This window comes from Streptomyces klenkii (assembly GCF_003626645.1).
Taxonomy (GTDB): domain Bacteria; phylum Actinomycetota; class Actinomycetes; order Streptomycetales; family Streptomycetaceae; genus Streptomyces; species Streptomyces klenkii.
Genome location: NZ_RBAM01000010.1, coordinates 198,575 through 217,129, shown reverse-complemented (window position 1 = coordinate 217,129; position 18,555 = coordinate 198,575). Strand labels below are relative to the sequence as shown.

The 18,555-nt window shown below is 70.5% G+C and carries 22 protein-coding genes; 7 read left to right on the top strand and 15 right to left on the bottom strand.

The features are described 5' to 3' along the window. Positions 1–9 precede the first annotated feature (9 nt). Positions 10–993 carry a hypothetical protein gene (locus tag D7231_RS24415; protein ID WP_120757677.1) on the bottom strand — a complete coding sequence of 328 codons (984 nt, stop codon included), beginning with the start codon at positions 991–993 and terminating at the stop codon, positions 10–12. Continuing rightward, complete coding sequence (locus D7231_RS24410; RefSeq protein WP_120757676.1) at positions 990–1,550, bottom strand: RNA polymerase sigma factor; 561 nt, start codon at positions 1,548–1,550, stop codon at positions 990–992. Before D7231_RS24410 ends, D7231_RS24415 begins: the two co-directional genes overlap by 4 nt. Positions 1,551–1,679: 129 nt before the next feature. On the opposite strand from D7231_RS24410, the gene D7231_RS36590 reads away from it, so the two are divergent. Further along, positions 1,680–1,826: a hypothetical protein gene (locus tag D7231_RS36590; protein WP_158673815.1), complete on the top strand. Its 147-nt coding sequence runs from the start codon at positions 1,680–1,682 to the stop codon at positions 1,824–1,826. A gap of 316 nt (positions 1,827–2,142) precedes the next feature. Here the strand turns inward: D7231_RS36590 and D7231_RS24405 are convergent, their stop codons facing one another. The 7 genes from D7231_RS24405 to D7231_RS24375 all read right to left on the bottom strand — a co-directional run bounded on the left by D7231_RS24405 (position 2,143) and on the right by D7231_RS24375 (position 6,843). After that, positions 2,143–2,661: a hypothetical protein gene (locus tag D7231_RS24405; protein WP_120757675.1), complete on the bottom strand. Its 519-nt coding sequence runs from the start codon at positions 2,659–2,661 to the stop codon at positions 2,143–2,145. An 80-nt stretch (positions 2,662–2,741) separates the two neighbouring features. Continuing rightward, entirely contained in the window at positions 2,742–3,293 is a 552-nt protein-coding gene (locus D7231_RS24400) for a hypothetical protein (RefSeq protein WP_120757674.1), read from the bottom strand. A 290-nt stretch (positions 3,294–3,583) separates the two neighbouring features. Beyond that, the gene (locus tag D7231_RS24395) at positions 3,584–3,757 is read right to left on the bottom strand and encodes a CsbD family protein (RefSeq protein ID WP_120757673.1); all 174 of its coding nucleotides are present in this window, start codon (positions 3,755–3,757) and stop codon (positions 3,584–3,586) included. Positions 3,758–3,867: 110 nt separating this feature from the next. Then, positions 3,868–4,044, bottom strand: coding sequence for a hydrophobic protein (locus tag D7231_RS24390; protein ID WP_194961017.1), 177 nt, complete (start codon positions 4,042–4,044; stop codon positions 3,868–3,870). 392 nt (positions 4,045–4,436) lie between these two features. Continuing rightward, a complete protein-coding gene (locus D7231_RS24385; RefSeq protein WP_120757672.1) occupies positions 4,437–4,889 on the bottom strand; it encodes an STAS domain-containing protein in 453 nt (150 codons plus the stop codon). 343 nt (positions 4,890–5,232) lie between these two features. Further along, positions 5,233–6,387: a Gfo/Idh/MocA family protein gene (locus D7231_RS24380; protein ID WP_120757671.1), complete on the bottom strand. Its 1,155-nt coding sequence runs from the start codon at positions 6,385–6,387 to the stop codon at positions 5,233–5,235. Between the two features lie 69 nt (positions 6,388–6,456). Beyond that, positions 6,457–6,843: a hypothetical protein gene (locus D7231_RS24375; protein WP_120757670.1), complete on the bottom strand. Its 387-nt coding sequence runs from the start codon at positions 6,841–6,843 to the stop codon at positions 6,457–6,459. Positions 6,844–6,943: 100 nt separating this feature from the next. Here D7231_RS24375 and sigJ point away from each other — a divergent pair, with 100 nt between their 5' ends. Then, the gene (gene sigJ / locus D7231_RS24370) at positions 6,944–7,897 is read left to right on the top strand and encodes an RNA polymerase sigma factor SigJ (RefSeq protein ID WP_120757669.1); all 954 of its coding nucleotides are present in this window, start codon (positions 6,944–6,946) and stop codon (positions 7,895–7,897) included. Between the two features lie 298 nt (positions 7,898–8,195). On the opposite strand, the gene D7231_RS24365 is transcribed toward sigJ, so the two are convergent. Both D7231_RS24365 and D7231_RS24360 read right to left on the bottom strand, forming a co-directional pair. Next, on the bottom strand, positions 8,196–8,393 hold the full coding sequence (locus D7231_RS24365; RefSeq protein WP_120757668.1) for a hypothetical protein: 198 nt from the start codon (positions 8,391–8,393) through the stop codon (positions 8,196–8,198). 55 nt (positions 8,394–8,448) lie between these two features. Next, positions 8,449–9,720, bottom strand: coding sequence for a glycosyltransferase family 4 protein (locus tag D7231_RS24360; RefSeq protein WP_120757667.1), 1,272 nt, complete (start codon positions 9,718–9,720; stop codon positions 8,449–8,451). 207 nt (positions 9,721–9,927) lie between these two features. On the opposite strand from D7231_RS24360, the gene D7231_RS24355 reads away from it, so the two are divergent. Both D7231_RS24355 and D7231_RS24350 read left to right on the top strand, forming a co-directional pair. Then, the gene (locus D7231_RS24355) at positions 9,928–10,620 is read left to right on the top strand and encodes a response regulator transcription factor (protein ID WP_120757734.1); all 693 of its coding nucleotides are present in this window, start codon (positions 9,928–9,930) and stop codon (positions 10,618–10,620) included. Beyond that, entirely contained in the window at positions 10,613–12,190 is a 1,578-nt protein-coding gene (locus tag D7231_RS24350; RefSeq protein WP_120757666.1) for a sensor histidine kinase, read from the top strand. Before D7231_RS24355 ends, D7231_RS24350 begins: the two co-directional genes overlap by 8 nt. A gap of 376 nt (positions 12,191–12,566) precedes the next feature. Here the strand turns inward: D7231_RS24350 and D7231_RS24345 are convergent, their stop codons facing one another. After that, on the bottom strand, positions 12,567–13,025 hold the full coding sequence (locus tag D7231_RS24345; protein WP_120757665.1) for a winged helix-turn-helix transcriptional regulator: 459 nt from the start codon (positions 13,023–13,025) through the stop codon (positions 12,567–12,569). Between the two features lie 166 nt (positions 13,026–13,191). On the opposite strand from D7231_RS24345, the gene D7231_RS24340 reads away from it, so the two are divergent. Beyond that, positions 13,192–14,625, top strand: a complete 1,434-nt coding sequence (locus tag D7231_RS24340; protein ID WP_241999907.1) for an MFS transporter — start codon at positions 13,192–13,194, stop codon at positions 14,623–14,625. 404 nt (positions 14,626–15,029) lie between these two features. Here D7231_RS24340 and D7231_RS38375 read toward each other — a convergent pair whose 3' ends face one another. From D7231_RS38375 to D7231_RS24325, 3 genes are all read right to left on the bottom strand, one after another. Continuing rightward, positions 15,030–15,401 carry an SbtR family transcriptional regulator gene (locus tag D7231_RS38375; RefSeq protein ID WP_338419883.1) on the bottom strand — a complete coding sequence of 124 codons (372 nt, stop codon included), beginning with the start codon at positions 15,399–15,401 and terminating at the stop codon, positions 15,030–15,032. A 309-nt stretch (positions 15,402–15,710) separates the two neighbouring features. Further along, positions 15,711–16,649 carry a M48 family metalloprotease gene (locus D7231_RS24330; RefSeq protein WP_241999895.1) on the bottom strand — a complete coding sequence of 313 codons (939 nt, stop codon included), beginning with the start codon at positions 16,647–16,649 and terminating at the stop codon, positions 15,711–15,713. Beyond that, on the bottom strand, positions 16,646–17,017 hold the full coding sequence (locus D7231_RS24325; protein WP_120757663.1) for a BlaI/MecI/CopY family transcriptional regulator: 372 nt from the start codon (positions 17,015–17,017) through the stop codon (positions 16,646–16,648). The genes D7231_RS24330 and D7231_RS24325 overlap by 4 nt, the downstream gene beginning before the upstream one ends. A 157-nt stretch (positions 17,018–17,174) precedes the next feature. Between D7231_RS24325 and D7231_RS24320 the strand changes: the two genes are divergently transcribed. Continuing rightward, positions 17,175–17,867 (top strand): DedA family protein, encoded by a 693-nt coding sequence (locus D7231_RS24320; RefSeq protein ID WP_120757662.1) that lies wholly within the window; start codon positions 17,175–17,177, stop codon positions 17,865–17,867. 11 nt (positions 17,868–17,878) lie between these two features. Then, a complete protein-coding gene (locus D7231_RS24315; protein ID WP_120757732.1) occupies positions 17,879–18,505 on the top strand; it encodes a phosphatase PAP2 family protein in 627 nt (208 codons plus the stop codon). Positions 18,506–18,555 lie beyond the last annotated feature (50 nt).

Below are 18,555 nucleotides of genomic sequence, written 5' to 3'. Positions count from 1 at the left end.
CGGGCACCGCTAGGTCCGCTTGGACGGCTTCGGTGCCTCCCAGGCGGGCCCGACGGAGAGGTAGGTGGTGCGCTGGATGAGGTCCCCGGCCCGGAGCTTCTGCTTTCCCCAGGACAGGCCGTCGTTCCGCGCCGTGTCCACGGACTCCAGCACATGGAACGTCCCGGTGTCGATGATCAGTCGCAGGCGCCAGGTATCGGCGTCCAGGTCGACGGCCGTGCCGGAGCGCCCGGTGCTGTCCTTGACCCGTTCCGTCACCCGCGCCCCGGGAATCCCGGTGAGGATCTCGAACAGTGCGGCCCGCAGCCGCGGTTCGGCGGGTGACTGGGTGAGCAGGTCCTCGATGCCGTTGTAGAGATCCTCTGCGACCCCCTCCCCGGTGGCCTTTCCTACGAGCCGGGCTCGCAGCGCCGCCGGGTCGGTGGGCAGCTTCTTGAGGTCGTCCCACAAGACCGGTTTGCCGCAGATCACGTAGGCCGTCCCTCCCGTGTCCTCCCGGGAGTAGTCCTGGACCAGACCGTTGGCGGGCTGCTCGCGCGTGCCGCTCCGGCTCAGCCAGACGGTCTTGTACGCTCCGTCCGTCCGCTGGGTCTCGTCGCTGCTCCGCATCCACTCCAGGGTCCGCACCTTCCAGTACGGTGCCGTTTCCGTCCGCTCCGCCGCCGGAGAGCTCTGCACGTCCGAGGAGTCCGACCAGGGCTGGAACGCGATGCCCAGCGCAATCGCCACGACCGCCGCCGCCGAGACGAGCACGGGAAGGCGCCGCCGCCACGTCCGTACCGGGGCGACCGCGGTCACCGGATCCCGTTCGAGCTCCAGCTCGACGGTCGGCCCGTCCCCCTCCGCCCGGCCGGCCGCCGCCGACCGCACCGCGGCCAGCGCCGCGGCCACGGCGTCCGCCGAGGGCGGCGTGACCTTCCCCGCGGCCCTCAACCGCCCGGCACCGGGAAAGTCGAGGAGGTCCCCGTCGTTCATGTCCTGCTGCCCGGTCATGCGAGATCTCCTGTCAGGGAAAGCGGGGCGGAGGAGCCGAGCGCCGCGCGCAGCCGGGTGCGCGCCCGGTGCAGCCGGGACCTGGCCGTGCCCGCGGGAACACCGACGACGGCCGCGGCCTCGGTGGGGCTGAGCTGCTCCCACGCGATCAGGAGCAGCAGCTCCCGCTCCACGGCCGGCGGCTCCGCCAGGGTCCGGCGCATCAGCGGCGCGACCGCCGCCGCGTCCAGCCTCCGGTCGACGGCGTGCCACGGGTCGCTGCTCGCCTCGCCGGCGAGCGCGGCGGCGGCCGCGGGCCGTTCCTGCCCGCGCCAGTGCGCGGCCAGCACATTGCGGGCCACGCCGAAGAGCCACGCCCGGACCGGCCCGCGGGCCGCGTCGTAGGTGCCGCGCCCCGCGTAGGCCCGTAGCCACGCCTCGGCCAGCAGATCGTCCGCCGCGCCGGGCGCCCGGCGCGCGAAATATCCGTGCAACGCCCTCGAATGGCGCTCCACGAGCGGTTCGAAGGCCGACGCGTCGGTTCCCGAGCGCGCCAGCAGTTCCTCGTCCGTCGCCACGGACCTCCCCTTCCACGGGCCACGCCCTCCGCGGCCCCCTCCCCTTCTTGTAACCGTCCCGCAAAAGCGTTCGCGCCCCGGGAGCGGGACGCGGGCGGCCACGTGCGGTGGCATTGATGCGGTGCACCGATGAAGTTCAGCAATTCCATCAGGGTGTCGGCCGGGCCGGACGCCTCCTCCTCCGCCACCCTGCGCACCCTGACCGCCAACTACCTCGACGCTGGTGCACGGCGGCTCGTCCTGGCCAGGAGTGGTCGGGGCGGCCCGGGTGGCTGAAGACGCGGCCGACCGCGACGGTTACCGGGCCGCCATCGGCGTGCCGCTCAAGGTGTGTGTCGCCTGACAGCGGACCTTCCTGTCGCGCACAGGCGGCTCAGACGCCGTCACAGAGCTGACAGCGACCCCGACAACGCCCCCGAGTCTCTGCCCTGGCACCGGGAACGGGCCGGTCGGCTGGTCAGCTCCACCAGGCCTACACGTTTCCCCACCCCGCGCGTGAAGCCCGGCGTGAGGCGGCCGGCGGTCTTCTTGGCGCCGCCTTTGACCGCTTCGGGCCGGTCGGTGGTCTCTGGGCGTGGCGGCGCGGGGTTGGTCAGGTGCTGAGCAGGCGGTTGAAGAACGAGCGGTATCGCTGGAGCGCGACGCGCAGGTCCTCGGTTGCCACCTCCTCGCCGCGATGCCATTGGCCCTCAAGACCTCGTTTGTGATCGGAGAAGGTCGTGGCCAGCGCCTGCATCGTCTCGGCGACCAGCTGGTCAGCCGCGTTGACGGCGTCCTGGGGGTCGTCGACGAAGTTGCTCTGGATCTTCCGCCAGCGGGCGCGGAATTCCTCCTGTCCGTCTCCGAGCAGGGGCTCGTTCTCCTCGGCCAGTTCCGCTCCCCGGCGTTCACCGGTGGATGCCCGGCCGCCGTCTTCCTCCCGGGTCTCCCGGGTCTCCCGGGTCTCCCGGGCCTTCCCAGCCTCCCGGTCGATGGTGGTGGCCTCCCCGGGGAACTCCGGTGGGGCGCTCGGCGAGCCCGGCGCCTCGTCTCCGGTGCCCTGCCGGGTGGCGGCCAGGTCGTCCGTGGACAGAGTGCCCTCGTCCGGCCGGGGTGTCTCTTGGTTACGCATCTCTTCACTTCCGTCCGTCACGTGTTCCGGCCGGGTGCCGGCTGGGCCCGCTTGTCGCGCTCAAGTCGCTGGTGGCGGGCTCATCCCTGGTTCTCGCGCGGCCGGTCGCCGTTGTGGAGCAGTTCTTCGAACAGCGCGCGGTAGTGCACCATCGCGCCCCGCAGCTCCTCCGTGGTCGCCTGACGGCTGCTGCTGCGGCCGTTGACCGCGTGGGCGGCGCGGTAGTGCTCCAGAGTGCGCCCGTGATCGACCGAAAGGTCTTTGAGCTGCTGCTCGTACCCTTCGGTCGGATAACCGCGCTCGCCCATGAGAGTGGTCACGAGCCGGTCCGCCTCATGGACGGCCTCCTCGGGCCTGTCCACGAACCGCTCCTGCACCCGGGTCCACTCCTGGGCATAGTGGTCCCGGAGCGGTGCCGGCAGCGGTTTGATGTCCAGCGCGTCATGGCGTTCTTCGCGCTCGCGCAGCTCACGTTCCCCGGCCCGGCGGCTGTCCTTGCCTTCCACGGCCCGCTCGTACTCCGGGCCGAACCGCTCCCGCAGTTTCCGGCGGCGTGCCGTGACCATCCACGCTGCCACCGCACACGCGAGCAGCACCAGCACGACGGCAATGATGATGACGATGAGGGACATTGGGTCCTCCGCTCGTAGCCGAGTGGGCCCCCTGCACTTCGGCTGCCCCTGCCCACAGGTCCGAAACCGGGCGCACGAGGCAAGCCGGGCCTGGCCACAGGTTGCCGCCCGAGCCCACGCCTACCGAGAAGGATCCCGACAGTCCACCGTGAAGGGCGCGCTCTTTGCGCGTGGCCGAGGCATCGTTTCAGCGCCTCCTGCCGGTTCCTGTCCGCCCCTGAGCGTTCGTACCTCACCTGTGCCTGCCGAGCGGCGCCCACTCAAGTGGACACCACCCGGGGCGTAAGGGGTCAGTGCTTGAAGGCGTCCTTGGCCTTCTCGCCGGACTGCTTCAGGTTGCCTGCGACCTGGTCTGTTTTTCCTTCGGTCCGCAGGCGCTTGTTGCCGGTGGCTCGGCCAAGGTTTTGCTTGATCCTGCCGTGGAGGACCTGCTTCATGTCCCTGAACTTCTTCGCGAAGCTCATAGTGGGCCTTCTCTCATCGGTAGGGCTCGGCTCCCGGTAGAGCTCGGCTCCCGCGCGTGTGCTCTCTGTGCAGCCGGCTCTTCCCATAGGAGGGCGGGCCTGGTGTGGATTTACCGGCGGTTCCCGGCGTACCGGCGTCCGCTGCTGTTGCGGCCACGACGGTGGCGGGCAAAACCCAGGATCCAGACGATCAGCACCACGGCTGCGGCGATCCACAGCAGGTGCATGGCGAAGCCGAACCCGAGCAGAACCAGGGCCAGCAGGAGAAGGATGATCAAAATGATCATGGCCGGGCCTCCAGATGGGGCCAGGGAGGATTCCCTGAGCTCCGCGTGGTCCGGGCGAAGCTGGACGGGGGCGCCGCCCGGAGGATGCCGGAGCGTCGTAGCCCTACGCCGTGATGTTCAGTCAACGCCTGGTGCCACTGCCTGTCAACGAGTCGGCGATACTGGCGCGTTCCGGTTCCGGTTCCGGCTACGGGGCCGGGGCGGGGCCGGCGGGGTTCGTGAGGCCCCTTCGGCGGCAGTCTCCGACGGGTTGGCCGGTGGCAGGGCGTGGCCCTCCCACCAGGACATGCCCGTGGTGGTCGCGAGGAGGACCAAGGGGGCCAGCCGGCCTGATCCACCAGGGCGGCACCGAGGGACGCCTGATGGCTGGTGAGCAGCCGTAGAGCGGGCCGTCACAGCACACGGCCCGAGACAGCGGGCACCAGGGCATTCGCTCGTCCGACGGCCCCGTGCACGGGGGAAGGCTGTGACGCCGGGAGATTTCCGGTCAGGCGTTCCGGCAGGAGGGAACCCGCAGGGGCGGCCGGCGGGCCGAGGAGCAGAGGGCCGGTGCCGGTGAGGGCGAGGATCCGGGTCAGCGTGGGAGGCGGGTAGTGCAGGCGCAGGGACCCTCCGGCCGCGACGGTGTGGTGCAAGGCGCGGAGGAAGGCGTTGAGGCCGCTGCAGTCGCAGAAGGTGACGGGGGTGAGATCGACGTCGATGGTGTGGATCCCCTCGCGCAGGCACCGCTCGAGCGCCGCACTCACCAGAGGCGCCGAGACCTGGTCGATCTCACCGGCCAAGGTGATCAGCGCCTGATTCCTCCTGTCGTGCCGGTAGACGTTCAACATCTCAAGGGCGGGCATAGCGCCTCGGTTCAGGAGACAGGCCGGGGCAGCGCCAGGGGGCGGTGCCGGGCTTCGGCACTTCCTGCTGTGCTCCCGGTTCGTGAATTTCGGGTAAGCAGGCGAACCACTGGTCAAGCGGCCCGAGTTCCAGGGCCGAGGTCCCAGCACGGCCGCCGCGTCTGATTCCCTGCGGGATACCTTAAGTGAAGGGATGAACAGTCCCTTCACTACAGGCGCAGGCACCGTGTGGCAAGAAACAGCATGCCGTCGGGGTCCGGGACGTCCACCCAGCAGCATAGACCCGGTCCGGCGCCAGGAGACGGCCGCAAGCCGACGAATTTCTTACCCTTCGCCCCGTGGACTACGAGCCTTGCTGTGTGAGTGTGACCTTCCGGCCGGTCCGTGCCGCCTCTCGGATGTTTTCCAGCATCCTGTGCCGCCGGACCGCGTGCCGGAAGTCGGGAAAGCCGTCCGTGTCCGGCGCAAGGTCCCCGGTGATCCGGTCACGCAGAAGGGCGTACTCGTGGACGACGTTGTAGGCGGGCTCGGCGGATCGTTCGGTCCATTGCGGCAGCGACCGCTGGTAGGCGGCGGGAACCGGGAGCTCGGTCAAGACGCGGTCGTTGCCCCGTGCGCCGTACAGCCGCAGCCGCCCCGACCACCACTGAGCCTGGCCGGCCTTGACGACGAGATCACCGTCCGTGCCGTTGATCTCCCAGTGGAACGCGGTGGCGCGGGACTCGCCGCCACGCAAGTGCACAGCGGCCACGGCCCCTGATGCGAGCAGACCGGTGACGGCGATCTGGTCTTCGGCACCCTTGGCCGCGACCGCCCCGCTCGTGACGTGGGTGACCTGGGGACGCAGGTTTTCAATGTGCGCCGACACCTCGCGGAACTCCCCGAGCACCATGGCCAGCGCGTCGACCGAGTGCCCGAAGGGGATCGACAGCAGCGTGGCGCCGCTCGTGACGTCCAGCAAGTAGGCATGACTGTCGTCGTACGTGGCGCCCCAATAGCCACCCGAAGCGAGCATGCTGGTCGACAGCACCCGCCCGACATAGCCCTCGGCGATCAAGGCCCGCAGATACCGAAGCGGCGGAGACGACCGGGCCTGGAGGCCCACGGCCGTCAGCAACCCCCTGCGATGCGCGAGGTCCGCCAGTTCCTCGGCCTGCGCGAGGTCGGTAGCCAGCGGCCACTCGCTGAACACCCTCTTCCCCGCTTCGAGCGCAGGCCGGATGAGCTCCAGGTGCTGTGGAACCCTCACCGTCACCACCACGAGATCGACTTCCTCGCTGCGGGCCAGCTCCTCCGCACTGCTGAAGGTCAGCGGCACCGCATACTTCTCGCCTGCCGCACGCGCCGACTCGTCGCTGCTGGCGCTCAGCGCCCGCAACTCGTATCCGTCGAGCCCGGCCAGCGCCGGCACGTGGGCGGCGGCCGCCCACCCGCCGCTCGCGCTCAGACCTACGACACCGACGCGAATCGGTCCCTGGGGAGGGGAAAAGGACGTCATATGTACACCCCACGCGTTCGCGGCCGCCTGCTCTCCCGCCAACGATCAACAGCCATGCAGGACACGGTGTCAGCGCCGGGCCAGCGCCAGCACACTCAGACCGAACATCAGGACGCCGAGGGGGAGGTGGACCGAGGGGACGTGCGTGATGCCGAGTACGACCTGGACCGAGGCGAGTACGAGGAATGCAGACGCGTGCAGGACAGGCCGGGGCGAGCCCCCGCCCGGCTTCCAGGCCAGCACCGCCGCGAGTACGTACAGCATTGATGCCCCGTACATCACACGGGCTCCGACGCTGTGCAGCGGCTCTCCGTAGGACGAGCTCAGCAGCAGTCCGGCGGAGACCGCCTGAAGGAAGATGGTCAGGGTTTGCAGAGCGATCGCGATCCTCAGGAACGAGGAGCTGCGCTGTGCGTTCGCCGTCGTCGTCACCTGAGCGGTCACCTGAGTGGTCATGCCGCATCCTCTTTTCCGCCCTCGGGCAGTAGGTCGATAAGGTCTCACCAGACCGACGACGCGGGGCTGCGAAAGGTAAGGCGAGGGGGCGGCCGGAAGCATGGGGACTGTCGGGACCAGCGCGGATGAGATAGCCGCCGGCGAGCGACGCCGGCTGATCAATGTCGCTTACCGGTTGCTCGGTTCGGTGACCGAGGCCGAGGACGCCGTACAAGATGCCTACACACGCTGGTACGGGCTGCCGCGACGCCGGCGGGAGGAGATCGTGTCTCCCGGCGCCTGGCTGACGACGGTGACCAGCCGCATCTGCCTGGACCTGCTCGGCTCGGCGCGGGCCCGCCGTGAACGCTATGTCGGCGCGTGGCTGCCCGAGCCGCTGCCCGACCGCACCGAATGGAGCCATGCGGGTGCGGGCGGCGTCAACGTCACCGGCCGTGCCGACCCCGCCGCATCCGCCGACCCCGCCGACCCCGCCGACCAGATCGTTCTGGACGAGTCGGTGACCATGGCCTTCCTCGTCGTCCTGGAGTCGATGACGCCTGCCGAGCGGGTGGCGTTCGTCCTGCACGACGTCTTCCGGTACCCGTTCGCCGGGATCGCCGACGTTCTCGGACGCACCCCTGCGGCCTGCAAGCAACTGGCGGCCTCCGCCCGGCGGCGGGTGAGCGTCGCGCGCGCCCCGGTGCCGGCGACCGGCCGGGCGGACGTGGTGAGGCAGGTCAAAGAGGCGTGGGAGACCAAGGACATCGCAGCTCTCGTCGCTCTCCTCGACCCGGCTGCCGTGATGACGGCCGACGGCGGGGGCATGGTCGGCACCGTTCTGCACCCGCTCGAGGGCGGCGCGCGCATCGCCCAGTACATGGTCGCCATCGCCGATAGGGCTCCGGGGCTCGAACTCCTGGAGCGGTCGGTCAACGGTGCGCCGGGCCTGGTGGCCCGGCGTGCCGGCGTCGTCGCGACCGTGGCCGCGTTCGACGTCTCCGACGGGCGCGTCACCCGGATCTGGGCGGTCCGCAACCCGGAGAAGCTGAGGCCGTGGGAGCGGGAGGGCTGAAGAGGTGACGTACGAACCGCCGGGCGTCGTCGCGGCGGCCGGGGGGCGTGCAGCGCGTCCAGAACCGCCATGGGTCGGCGGGCGGTGCCGGTAGCCGGCCGGGCCGGGCACGAGCCGGCGGCTGCCTTCGACGCCCTGCCGCAGCCGGCCGATGCGGAAGGCGGAAGGTGGCGAAGCCGGTGCGGTGCAGGTGGCCGGCGGTTTCGGCGGGCGAGCCGGCCGAGGGCGGCCTCGCGCCGGGCGGGCGGGCTGGAGACCAGCTCGGCGCAGTCGAGCTGGGCCTCGGCAGCTGCGAACCTCACCGCTGCTCCCGGGGGCCGTCGGGAGCGGTGTCCGCCCAGGGCGCGAACTCCGGGGGCTCGCAGTCGGTGCGGAAGAGGAATGCGAAGAGCATCCGGGCGACACCGTCGCGGGCAAAAATCCCCTGACGCAAGGTCGCCTGATACTGCGCCATGCCCTGCGACCAGTCGGCCTTGTCGCCGATGCGTACGTTCACTCCGTCTTGAGCTTCGTAGGTAGAGAGGTGCCGATGACTCTTATCCCGCCGGCACTCAGCGCTTCTTCAGGACCTCGCGGGCAGTGGAGCGCAGGGCGTGTGCTGTGTCGATCGTGCTGGTACGCGCTCGATGTGCGATTTCCCGCACGGGACCGAGCGAGCGTCGTCCGGGGCCGAGACGGAGCAGGTCCTGGTAGAGACTCAGGTGTCGCTCCGCTATACGCGCGGGGTCGAAGCGGGTCGAGTTCTTCAGGGCTGCCTCGCCCATGCGCTGCCGTAGTTCCTCGTTACCCACCAGTTCGAGTAGGGCGGCTGCGATGTCGCCGGGGTCACCGGGACGGACGAGGCGTCCGTCGACTCGGTCCTTGATGATTTCGCGTGGTCCGGCGGGGCAATCCGTGGAGACGACGGGGAGACCGCTGCGCATCGCCTCGACGATGGTCATGCCGAAAGATTCATGGTCAGAGGTGGAAGCGGCGATGGAACCCTTCGCCCACTCCGCTTCCATCCGATTGGCTCTGCCCATGAGCCGGACGCTGCGGCTCAGCCCGAGTTCGCCGATCAGGGCGGACAGGTTGTCCTTCTCGTTGCCGGTGGCGTCGCCACCGCCGAAAATTCGCAGCTGCCAGTCCGGGTAGGCGGCGACGACCTCGGAGAAAGCCCGGATGAGCAGGTCGTATCGCTTCACCGAATTGAGCCGGCCTGCCGCCACGACCACCTTGCCGGCGCCGTCGGCCGGTTCGACCCGGGCGGCGGGGACACTGTTCGGTACGGCCTCCACCCTCACCCCCGGCAGACCGAGCTGCCGGTAGGCGCGCGCGTCGGCCTCGGTGACGGTGGTGAGGGCGTCCAGCAATTGATAGCGGTGGCGTATCTCGTGCCGCATACGAAAGCCATGGCCCGAAAGGGTCAGGTGCTCCTGCCCCACTCTGATGGCCGCACCGTGCGCTTGGCAGGCGATGTGGACGTTCAGTCCCGGTCTGGTCCCGACGATCACGTGGGCATCCAGCCTGGACAGGTACCGGCCGATGCGTTCGTCCGTGAGGCTGCTGTACTGCTTGTGCCGCCCGTCGGCGCGGGGGAAGACCCTGGCGGGCTGTGCGTGGCGGGGATCGTCACCGTCGTAGTCCGCGGAGCCTGTGCGCATGTCGACCAGAGGGGTCAGACGCACCTTGGGGGGTGCGCCCATGACCGGCACGTCACGGTGGCGGAGCACTGAGATGATCTCCACTTCGTTGTGCTCTGCCAGTGCCGCGGCCAGGTTGAACGTCGACCTGATCGTGCCGCCGATGCCGTAGGCGTTGTGGAGCAGGAAGGAAATGCGCATGTGGCGGCACGCCTTTCGGTAAGCAGGCCGAAGCACGGCCGCGCTGTTCGGCAACGGCCGCACGCTTGACAACGACCAGTGACGCCGCCGACAACGGTCAGTGACCTCGCGGGGCGGCCCCCACTATGCGCAGGTCACCCTTAACCGTTCCTGAAGCCCGCTGTGTGAGCTGCGGGGCAGGCGCTCCTGCGGTGCCATGCTGGCGTGGTGGACATTCTGGTGGTGGAGGACGATCCGTTGATCGCGACCGCTGTGCGGGACGGCTTGGAGGCCGAGGGGTACACCGTCACTCACACGGCGGACGGCGTGTCCGCGGTGGAGCTCGGTGGCACGGGCAGGTTCGCGGCCATCGTCCTGGACGTCATGCTGCCGTCGCTGAACGGTTTCGCCGTATGCACACGGCTCAGGGCCCGGGGTGTCGACACCCCGGTGCTGATGCTGACGGCCAAGGACGAAGAACTCGACGAGGCCCATGGACTGGACACCGGCGCGGACGACTATCTGACGAAGCCGTTCTCCCTGGTCGTCCTCACCGCGCACCTGCGGGCACTGATCCGCCGCAGTACCCGTACAGTCGCGGGCTCGGACGAGCAGGACGTGCTGCGCGCCGGTGACCTGTGGCTGGATGTGCAGGGGCGAACCTGCGGGCGTGGCGATGAGCGCATCGAGGTCACCGGCCAGGAGTTCGCGGTACTGGAGGTCCTGATGCGCGAGCCGGGCCGGGTGCTGTCGAAGGAGACCATCCTCGGCGAGGCCTGGGACATCGCCTACCGGGGCGGGACGAGCATCGTCGAGGTGTACATCAGCCTCCTGCGCCGCAAGATCGACCAGCCGTACGGCACCCGGAGCATCGTGACCGTCCGGGGACACGGCTACCGCCTGGACGCCTCGCATGCCTGACCCCGCTCTTCTCCGGATTCCCGGCCGGACGCTCCTGTGGTGGGCGCGGCTGCCCACCCGGGCCCGTACCGCTTGTGCCGCGGGCGCTGCCGCCTTGATCCTCGCCGGCGCCGGCGCGTGGTGGCTGCACCACGACGTCTACGCCACACAGATGACGGCTGCCCGCGGCCGCGCGTTGGCACAGTCCCGCGCGGTCTCGGCGGAGTTCGCCCGCATCCAGGCCAGGGACCCGGAAGCCACCAGCGACATCATCGACCTGTGGCCGGTGGTGATCATCGGCCCGAGCGGTCCATTTGCATCATGGCTTCCCGAGGCGTTCCCCGACGCGGCCAGAGCGCTCCCGCCCGCGCCCGCGTCGGCGCGACCGGGTTGGGGGACCTTCGTGCCGGTCCACTTCGGCACGCCGGCCTCTTCCTGCCGGCAAGCCCCCTCTCACACCCCGTCCGGGCAGCCCGTCACCGACTGTCTCTCCAAAGCCGCGGTCCTGGCCGGACAGAGCCTGGACATGGCCGGCACCAGCGTCGACATCCACACCCCCGACATCCACACCCCCGACATCCACACCCCCGACATCCCCAGCCCCTCGTCAGCCCCCGCCGGCCGTTACACCGTCTACGTCGCCGTCACCCGGACCGAGGCGGCCCAAGCAGCCGACGCGCTCATCCCGGCCCTGGCCGGCGCGGTCCCACTGGCCGCTCTGATCGTCGCCCTCAGCGCCTGGGTGGCAACCACCCGCGCCCTGCGCCCCATCGAAGCCATCCGCACCCGTCTGGCCACCGTCGACCAGCCGGGCGCAGGCACCCGCGTCCCCGTCCCCGCAGCCGAGGACGAGATCACCCGCCTGGCCCGCACCACCAACGACACCCTCGACATCCTCGATGCCCACGCCCACCGACAACGTCGTTTCATCGCGGATGCCGCCCACGAACTACGCAGCCCCGTCACCGGCCTACGCGCCACCCTCGAAGTCGCCCTCACCCACCCCCGACGGCCCGGCGCCCTCACCAACGCCCTTCAGGCCGCGACCAGACTGCAACACCTTGTCGAGGACCTCCTCACCCTCGCACGCCTCGACAACACCCCCTCGCCACCGACGACCGGGGCCAGGGCCAGGGCCAGGACCAGGGCACGGGTAAACCTCACCGACCTCGTCCAAGAACTCCTCCTCGAAATTCCCCACACCCAACCCGGAGCCGCCCCGCGCCTCACCCTCCGCGCTCCCGACGCCCCCCTCGATGTCCCCGGCGACCGCGACCAACTACGCCGCCTGCTGCGCAACCTCCTCGACAATGCGGCCCGCCACGCCGACACCCAGGTCACCGTCACCCTCGACTCCCGGCCTGGATGGGTGGAATGCGCCGTCCACAACGACGGCGACCCCATCCCTGAAGCGGACCGTGAACGCATCTTCGAGCGCTTCACCCGCCTCGACGAAGCACGCACCCGCGACACCGGCGGCAGCGGCCTCGGTCTCGCCATCGCCCGAGACATCACTCACCACCACCAAGGAACCCTGACTGCCACGCCGACCAGTCAAGGCGCGACCTTCCTCCTCCGACTCCCCAGCTAGGCCCGATGCCGAGCCTGGGCGGAGTGTGTCGGGCGTGCCTGAGCCAAATCTTCGGTGCGTCGTCGGGACAGGGGCGGGAGGACAAAGGGGGGAACGTTCTCTGTGGTGCGGGACGAGTCCGGTCGGCCAGGGCGGCTGACCAGAGACTGCGGCCGGCGCTGTTGCCGTGGTATGCCTCACCGCGCCGCGAGCGACTGCCCGTTCGCGCTCGTCGCCCTGCCGTGCGATGGGCGGGCCAGGGCCCAGGGTGAGGTCGGTGTCGACGCGGTAGCGGGTGGCGCGCGGGGAGGCGATGGCCTGACGGGGCCGATCCTGGAGCGGAGGGCGACGGAACTGGATGCTTCCAGCGTGGTCCCCGTCCTCACCAGCGGTGCGTTTACTGCCGCTGGATGACAGCCTGGACCTCGTACGCCCCGGTTTTGGCCTCGCGCTGGTCGTAGTCGGCGCGTGCGGCGGCGATCTTGTCCTGGTGGTCCTCGGTCCAGGTGACGAGCGCCTGGATGGTGTCGTGCAGCGTCGTGCCCATCGGGGTGAGCTGGTAGTCCACGCGCGGCGGGACGACCGGGTGCACCGTGCGGCGCACCAGCCCGTCGCGCTCCAGCTGGCGCAGTGTCACAGTCAGCATGCGCTGGCTGATCCCGTCGATCTCGCGCCGCAGTTCGGTGAAGCGCAGGGTGCGGCGGTCGAGCAGGGCGATGACGAGCAGCGACCACTTGTCGGCCACGCGGTCGAGGATCTGACGGACCTCGCAGCCCTCTCGGGTGTCCCACTGGCGGGCCTGGTCGTCCTCGGTTCCCGTGCAGTAACTCGGTGACTTCAAAGTGCCTTCTTCCATGGTCGTTCAGGGTGCACCAGGATCGAGGCGGTAACAAGAGGGAACTGACAGGTGATTTGGTAACCACCTGCGATGCCCTTCTTGTCTTCTCCCTCCTCTTGCTTGAAGGAGCCATCCTGTGTCCACGTCGTCCACGTCACCACCGCCGGAGCCCGGCGCCGCCCGTCTGGGCGGCCGCGCCTGGGGAGTGCTCTTCGTGCTGTGCGGAGCGATCTTCCTGGAGGGAATCGATGTGGCCATGCTCAATGTGGCCCTGCCGTCGATCCGTGCCGACCTGGGAATGTCCACCGGTGAGTTGCAGTGGGTGATGAGCGCCTACGTCGTGGGTTACGGCGGGTTCATGCTGCTGGGCGGAAGAGCGGCGGACCTCTTCGGCCGCCGGCAGGTATTTCTTTTCTGGCTCACCGTGTTCCTGCTCTTCTCCGGCCTGGGCGGCTTCGCCGACGATGGGCCGACGCTCATCGCCGCCCGCTTCGTGACGGGGGTCGCCGCCGCGTTCATGACTCCGGCCGGGCTGTCCATCATCACGACCGGCTTCGAGGAGGGGCCGCAGCGCGACAAGGCCCTTCTGGTCTACTCGGGCACCGCGGCCGGAGGTTTCTCCGTCGGCCTGGTCGTCGGAGGGCTGCTGACCTCGGCCGACTGGCGCTGGGTGTTCTTCGCGCCCGTAGTCCTGTCGTTCCTCATCCTGGTCGCCGCCCTCGCCCTCATTCCCAAGTCCGAGCGGCCCGACCGGGCCGGGCAGCGTGTCGATCTGCTCGGGGCGCTCACCGTGACCGGTGCGATCGTGCTCCTCGTCCTCGCCGTCGAACGCGCCGCCCACACCGGTGTGGTTCAGACACTGGGCACCCTCGCCACGGGCTTCGCGCTCCTCACCGTCTTCGTACTGGCCGAACGCCGGGCAGCCGCCCCGCTCGTGCGGCTGGGGGTCTTCCGCAGTGGTTCCCTGGTGCGCGCCAATCTCGTCGCGCTGCTCTTCTCCGCCGGCTTCTTCGGCTTCCAGTTCATCGCCGTGCTGTATCTGCGGGAGCTGCGCGGCTGGTCCACGGTCCAGACCAGCCTCGCGCTTCTGGTGATCGGCATCGACGCCGTACTCTCGCCCACCCTCACCCCCAAACTCGTCAACCGCTTCGGCAACGCCCGGGTCATCTTCGGCGGCCTGGTGCTGGCCGTGCTGTCGTACGCCCTGTTCCTGCCGGTCGGCGCCGACTGGACGTATGCGGCGATGTTCCCCAGCTTCATCACCCTCGGCCTGGCGTTCTCCCTGTCCTACGGCCCGCTCACCATCGTCGCCACCGAGGGCATCGACGAGGAGGAGCAGGGCCTCGCCGGAGGCCTCCTCTACACCTCCTTCCAGTTCGGCGCCGCCCTCGGACTGTCCACCGTCACCGCCGTCAACGTCGCGGCCACCGCTGACGGCGGATCCCCCAAGGCCCTAGTTGACGGCTACCACGCCGCCCTGCTCGTCCCGCTCATCGCGGCCGCCCTCGCTGCGCTCATCAGCGCCTTCGGCCTCCGCGGTCGCCCCCGTGCGACGGATGGTGATGACGCCCCGCGGGCCGCCGCCGAAAGTACCGAGACGGCAGGGGCGGCGCGATGAACCCCGCAGAGACGGACGTGGCGCCGTGGCGCTAGAGACGGAGGCCTAAGGGCAGCCCACCCGGGGTCGGCTACGACCCCCGCGGCTACTGGCGCGGCGGACCGACGGACCGGAGTACCACGTGCTGCCCATCGAGCCGTGGCGGGTACAGGTGCTGCGCGGAAGGGACTTGCGCAGCCGGATCTGGACTGCCGAAGGCGGGGCGTAGGGCCCCCTCAACGGCCCCCCAACGGGCCCTCAACGCGTCCCCCGGCCACGGCCGGGGGACGCACCCCGCGCGTTTCGACGCTGTCCGGCCTGTCCGGCGGATCGTGGCCGACTGCCCCTTGGCCGGTTCGTCGGCGGACCCTTTACGGCTCTTGAATGAGCTTGCTCGGCCAGAGGAACGTTCGTAAGAGCCCGGGTCAGCGCGCGCGTACGCCGCCGATGGCGATCGCGAGCAGGAGGCCGGCCTCGGCCGGGCCGTCGATGTCCTGCTCGGTGGCCAGTGCGATGGCGCCGTCGAGTTTCAGCAGCTGGATGATGGCGATCCCGGGCCGTACGGCGTCTGCTGCGCGGGCGCGTGCAAGGAGGGTGCGTCCCAGTTCGCCGCGTCCCTCGACGCCACGTGCACCGCAGGGCAGATCGCGTGAGCGCCTGCATCCGCGCCCACGGCCTCGGACGCGTCGGGCGCCTCGGGATCTGGGCGGGGGACTTCGGCCACCTCCCGCTCCCGAGGTCCGTAAGGCCGCTGCCGCAATCGAGGACCTCGGTTGCCCCAGCCTGGCCGAGGACATCCGAGGCCATCGCTTCGGCCCGCCCTTTCCCACCATGCGCTCCTACCTCGACGCGCTGGCCACTGCCACCGCCCCGTTCGGGCCTCCCGACACGGCCGCCTTGCCCCACTGCGTACGCTCACCCCCGCCGCTGAACGAGTCCGGGGCGCAACGGTGCTGGGCATGCCCACCGAGTACACGCGCACCGCCAGGACCGTCCTCGGAGACGACGGCCTGTTGGCCGTCACCCCAGATGTGCGTCCTCACCCCCAACCCGGCGGACGCCCCCAACCCGGCCCGTACCACTGCCGTGGCCGCCCTGGGGTCAGGTCAGTCGGAAGGGTGCTCGCCCTGGGCGATCTCGACGCCGCGGTGCAGAAAGACGGCTCCTGCCAGGGAAGAGGTGCCTGCCGCGGTGCACAGCAGGGCCATGGCCAGCAGCGCGGGGGCGAGACGGCGGGCGGGTGCCTGGGCGAGCAGGGCCTTGACCCGGGCGGGGACGGGTCCGGTGACGGCGCGGGCGGCAAGCGCTGACTGCTCCCGCTCGCGTCCGCGGGTGGCGGCCAGTGCCGCGTGCCCCACCGCTTGCGCGGTGAGTGTCCGGTCGCCCACGGCCCGGGCCGCGCGTTCGTCCGCGGCGCGTTCGGCGGCGAACGATACCTGGGGGGCGACGGCGGCCAGTGCCGGGTGGCACCAGGCGGCGAGCTGGGCTGCGGCGAGGAAGAGGTGGTGGTGCCCGGCGAGGTGGGCGCGCTCGTGGGCGAGTAGGGCCTCGCGCTCGCGCGGGCCCAGGGAGCGCAGCATGCCGGTGGTCACCACGATCCGCCCTGGGCGGCGTGGGCCGGGTGGCAAGGCGTAGGCGTCCGGCCGGGGATCGTCCAGGACGCACAAGCCCCCGGCGTGCGGAAGGCCGGAGACATCTCTGTGCGCGGTGCGCAGGCGCCTCGCCTCCGACGTGGCGTGTCGCGCCACCGTGACGACGGTGACCGCCAGGAGTCCGGCGGCCAGCGCGGAGACCCCGAGGACCGCGAGTCGTGGACCGGCCTGGAGCGGTTGGATCAGCTCCGCGAGAGCGGCGAGCGGGGGAACCGTCAGGGCGAGCGGAAGAAGCAGGGCCCCCAGACATGCCACGACCCCGACCGCCAGCGCGGCAGTGGCGGTGGTCACCGTCCACAGCGCGATCTCGGGCCGCACCCGCTCGACCGCCCGCCGCGCGAGGGGCGGCAGCATCCACGGCAGCACGAGGGGGAGGAGCAGCAGGGCGATCACTGACCGCCTCCCTCCAGCAGGCGCCTGAGCTCCGCCTCGTCCTCGGGGCTGAGCCCGTCGACGAACCGGGCCAGCACGATGCCCCGGTCGTCGTCCTGGTCCAGCTCGCGGTGCATCCGGCGGGCGGTCAGGCCGTGGGAGTCCTCCATCGGGAAGTAGACGAACCCCCGGCCGCCCGGGCGGCGACCGACCGCCCCCTTCTCGTAAAGGCGTGCCAGCAGCGTCGCCACCGTAGTGCGGGCCAGCGGCTGCGGTATCGCCGCCCTGACCTCGGCCGCCGACTGCGGTCTGCCCGCCGCCCACAACGCCGCCAGAACACTGGCCTCCAGCTCGCCCGCAGGCCTGCGCTCGCCGTCAGTCCGCGCCATGGAACCATCCTCCCGCCCAAGACCGTCTACAGTGAAGTAGACGGACTACCGTCCTGTAGACACAGGGTATGCGGTGCGGTCCGCGCATCCGATGCTGCCCGGCACCCTGTCGTGCCCGCGGCGGTGAGCTCCCCCATCGAAAGGGATATCCGCGCCGATGATCCTCACGCAGCTCGCTGCACCACCGCCGGTGAACCTCGCGGTGAACCCGCTCGACGCGCAGTCCCTGCTCGCCGCGTTCGGGACGATCGGGATCGCAGTGATCCTGTTCGCCGAGACCGGTCTGCTCATCGGGTTCTTCCTGCCCGGCGACTCGCTGCTGTTCACCGCCGGACTGCTGTGCGCCGGCTCGGCAGCCTCCCCCGGGCGCCTGTCACTGCCCTGGGTGCTGCTCGCCGCGGCGGTGGGCGCCCTGGCCGGCGCCCAGACCGGCTACCTGGTCGGCCGACGGGCAGGCCCGGCGTTCCTGGCCCGTACGAAGTCCCGCAAGATCAGCGACGGCGCCGCCCGCGCGGCGGAGATCCTCCAGAAGTACGGGTACGCGAAGGCGATCGTGCTGGCCCGGTTCCTGCCGATCGTACGGACCGTGCTGAATCCGCTCGCGGGCATCCTCGACGTCCCGGTACGCGCCTTCACCCTCTGGCAGATCCTGGGCGGCCTGGTGTGGACGATCGGTCTGGTCCTGGCCGGATACACCCTCGGTGCCTCCATCCCCGACATCGACCGCTACCTCCTGCCGATCATCGCCCTCATCGTCGTCATCTCACTCGTCCCGGTCGCATTCGAGCTTCTGCGCTCCCGGCGAGCACACCGGAACTCCCGGCGAGCACACCGGAAGGGAAGCGCCTGATGACGCATGGCATGACAGCGGAGCCGGCCGCTCAGGCGAACGGAACCTTCGACGGATCAGGTATCGACGGTCCGGCCTACCTCGACGTGGTCCACTCCGCACAGCAGGCACCGGCCTGGATCAACCACCTCATCAACGACTACTCGGCCTACGGGCTGGCCCTTTTCGCCGTCCTCATGCTGCTGGGCTGGTGGCGAGCCCGAAACCGCCATCCCGAGCAGGCGGCGCAGGCTCTGACTGTGCCGGTGATCACGGTTGGCGCGTTCGCCATCAGCAGCCTGCTCAAACTGGTGGTCCGCGAAGCCCGCCCCTGCCAGTCGCTGCACGTGGTCACGCTGGAAGCCTGCCCGGCCCCCGGCGACTGGTCCTTCCCCAGCAACCACGCCACCCTCGCCGCCGCGGCGGCTGTCGCCCTATGGTTCGTCTCGACCCGCCTCGGCGCGATTGCCGCCGCCTTCGCGCTGGCCATGGCGGCCTCCCGCGTCTGGGTCGGCGCCCACTACCCGCACGACATCGCCGCCGGCCTGGCCGTCGGCGCCCTCGTCGCTGCCGCGCTCTCGGTCCTCGTCCGCTCCCAGGCCCCCGTGCTGTCCCGGATCCTCGGCCGAGGTCCATTGCGCTCCCTCATCGCCTCATGAGTGACGACCGGCATTCCGTCGACCCGGTGTGAGTGACGACCGGCACTCCG

Coding starts and splice junctions, on each gene's coding strand:
- D7231_RS38375 (WP_338419883.1), bottom strand. CDS start 15,401: ATGTCCTCGGCCAGGCTGGGGCAACCGAGGTCCTCGATTGCGGCAGCG.
- sigJ (WP_120757669.1), top strand. CDS start 6,944: ATGGGGACTGTCGGGACCAGCGCGGATGAGATAGCCGCCGGCGAGCGA.
- D7231_RS24415 (WP_120757677.1), bottom strand. CDS start 993: ATGACCGGGCAGCAGGACATGAACGACGGGGACCTCCTCGACTTTCCC.
- D7231_RS24325 (WP_120757663.1), bottom strand. CDS start 17,017: ATGGCGCGGACTGACGGCGAGCGCAGGCCTGCGGGCGAGCTGGAGGCC.
- D7231_RS24405 (WP_120757675.1), bottom strand. CDS start 2,661: ATGCGTAACCAAGAGACACCCCGGCCGGACGAGGGCACTCTGTCCACG.
- D7231_RS24320 (WP_120757662.1), top strand. CDS start 17,175: ATGATCCTCACGCAGCTCGCTGCACCACCGCCGGTGAACCTCGCGGTG.
- D7231_RS24380 (WP_120757671.1), bottom strand. CDS start 6,387: ATGACGTCCTTTTCCCCTCCCCAGGGACCGATTCGCGTCGGTGTCGTA.
- D7231_RS24350 (WP_120757666.1), top strand. CDS start 10,613: ATGCCTGACCCCGCTCTTCTCCGGATTCCCGGCCGGACGCTCCTGTGG.
- D7231_RS24375 (WP_120757670.1), bottom strand. CDS start 6,843: ATGACCACTCAGGTGACCGCTCAGGTGACGACGACGGCGAACGCACAG.
- D7231_RS24390 (WP_194961017.1), bottom strand. CDS start 4,044: ATGATCATTTTGATCATCCTTCTCCTGCTGGCCCTGGTTCTGCTCGGG.
- D7231_RS24315 (WP_120757732.1), top strand. CDS start 17,879: ATGACAGCGGAGCCGGCCGCTCAGGCGAACGGAACCTTCGACGGATCA.
- D7231_RS24400 (WP_120757674.1), bottom strand. CDS start 3,293: ATGTCCCTCATCGTCATCATCATTGCCGTCGTGCTGGTGCTGCTCGCG.
- D7231_RS24345 (WP_120757665.1), bottom strand. CDS start 13,025: ATGGAAGAAGGCACTTTGAAGTCACCGAGTTACTGCACGGGAACCGAG.
- D7231_RS36590 (WP_158673815.1), top strand. CDS start 1,680: ATGAAGTTCAGCAATTCCATCAGGGTGTCGGCCGGGCCGGACGCCTCC.
- D7231_RS24395 (WP_120757673.1), bottom strand. CDS start 3,757: ATGAGCTTCGCGAAGAAGTTCAGGGACATGAAGCAGGTCCTCCACGGC.
- D7231_RS24360 (WP_120757667.1), bottom strand. CDS start 9,720: ATGCGCATTTCCTTCCTGCTCCACAACGCCTACGGCATCGGCGGCACG.
- D7231_RS24385 (WP_120757672.1), bottom strand. CDS start 4,889: ATGCCCGCCCTTGAGATGTTGAACGTCTACCGGCACGACAGGAGGAAT.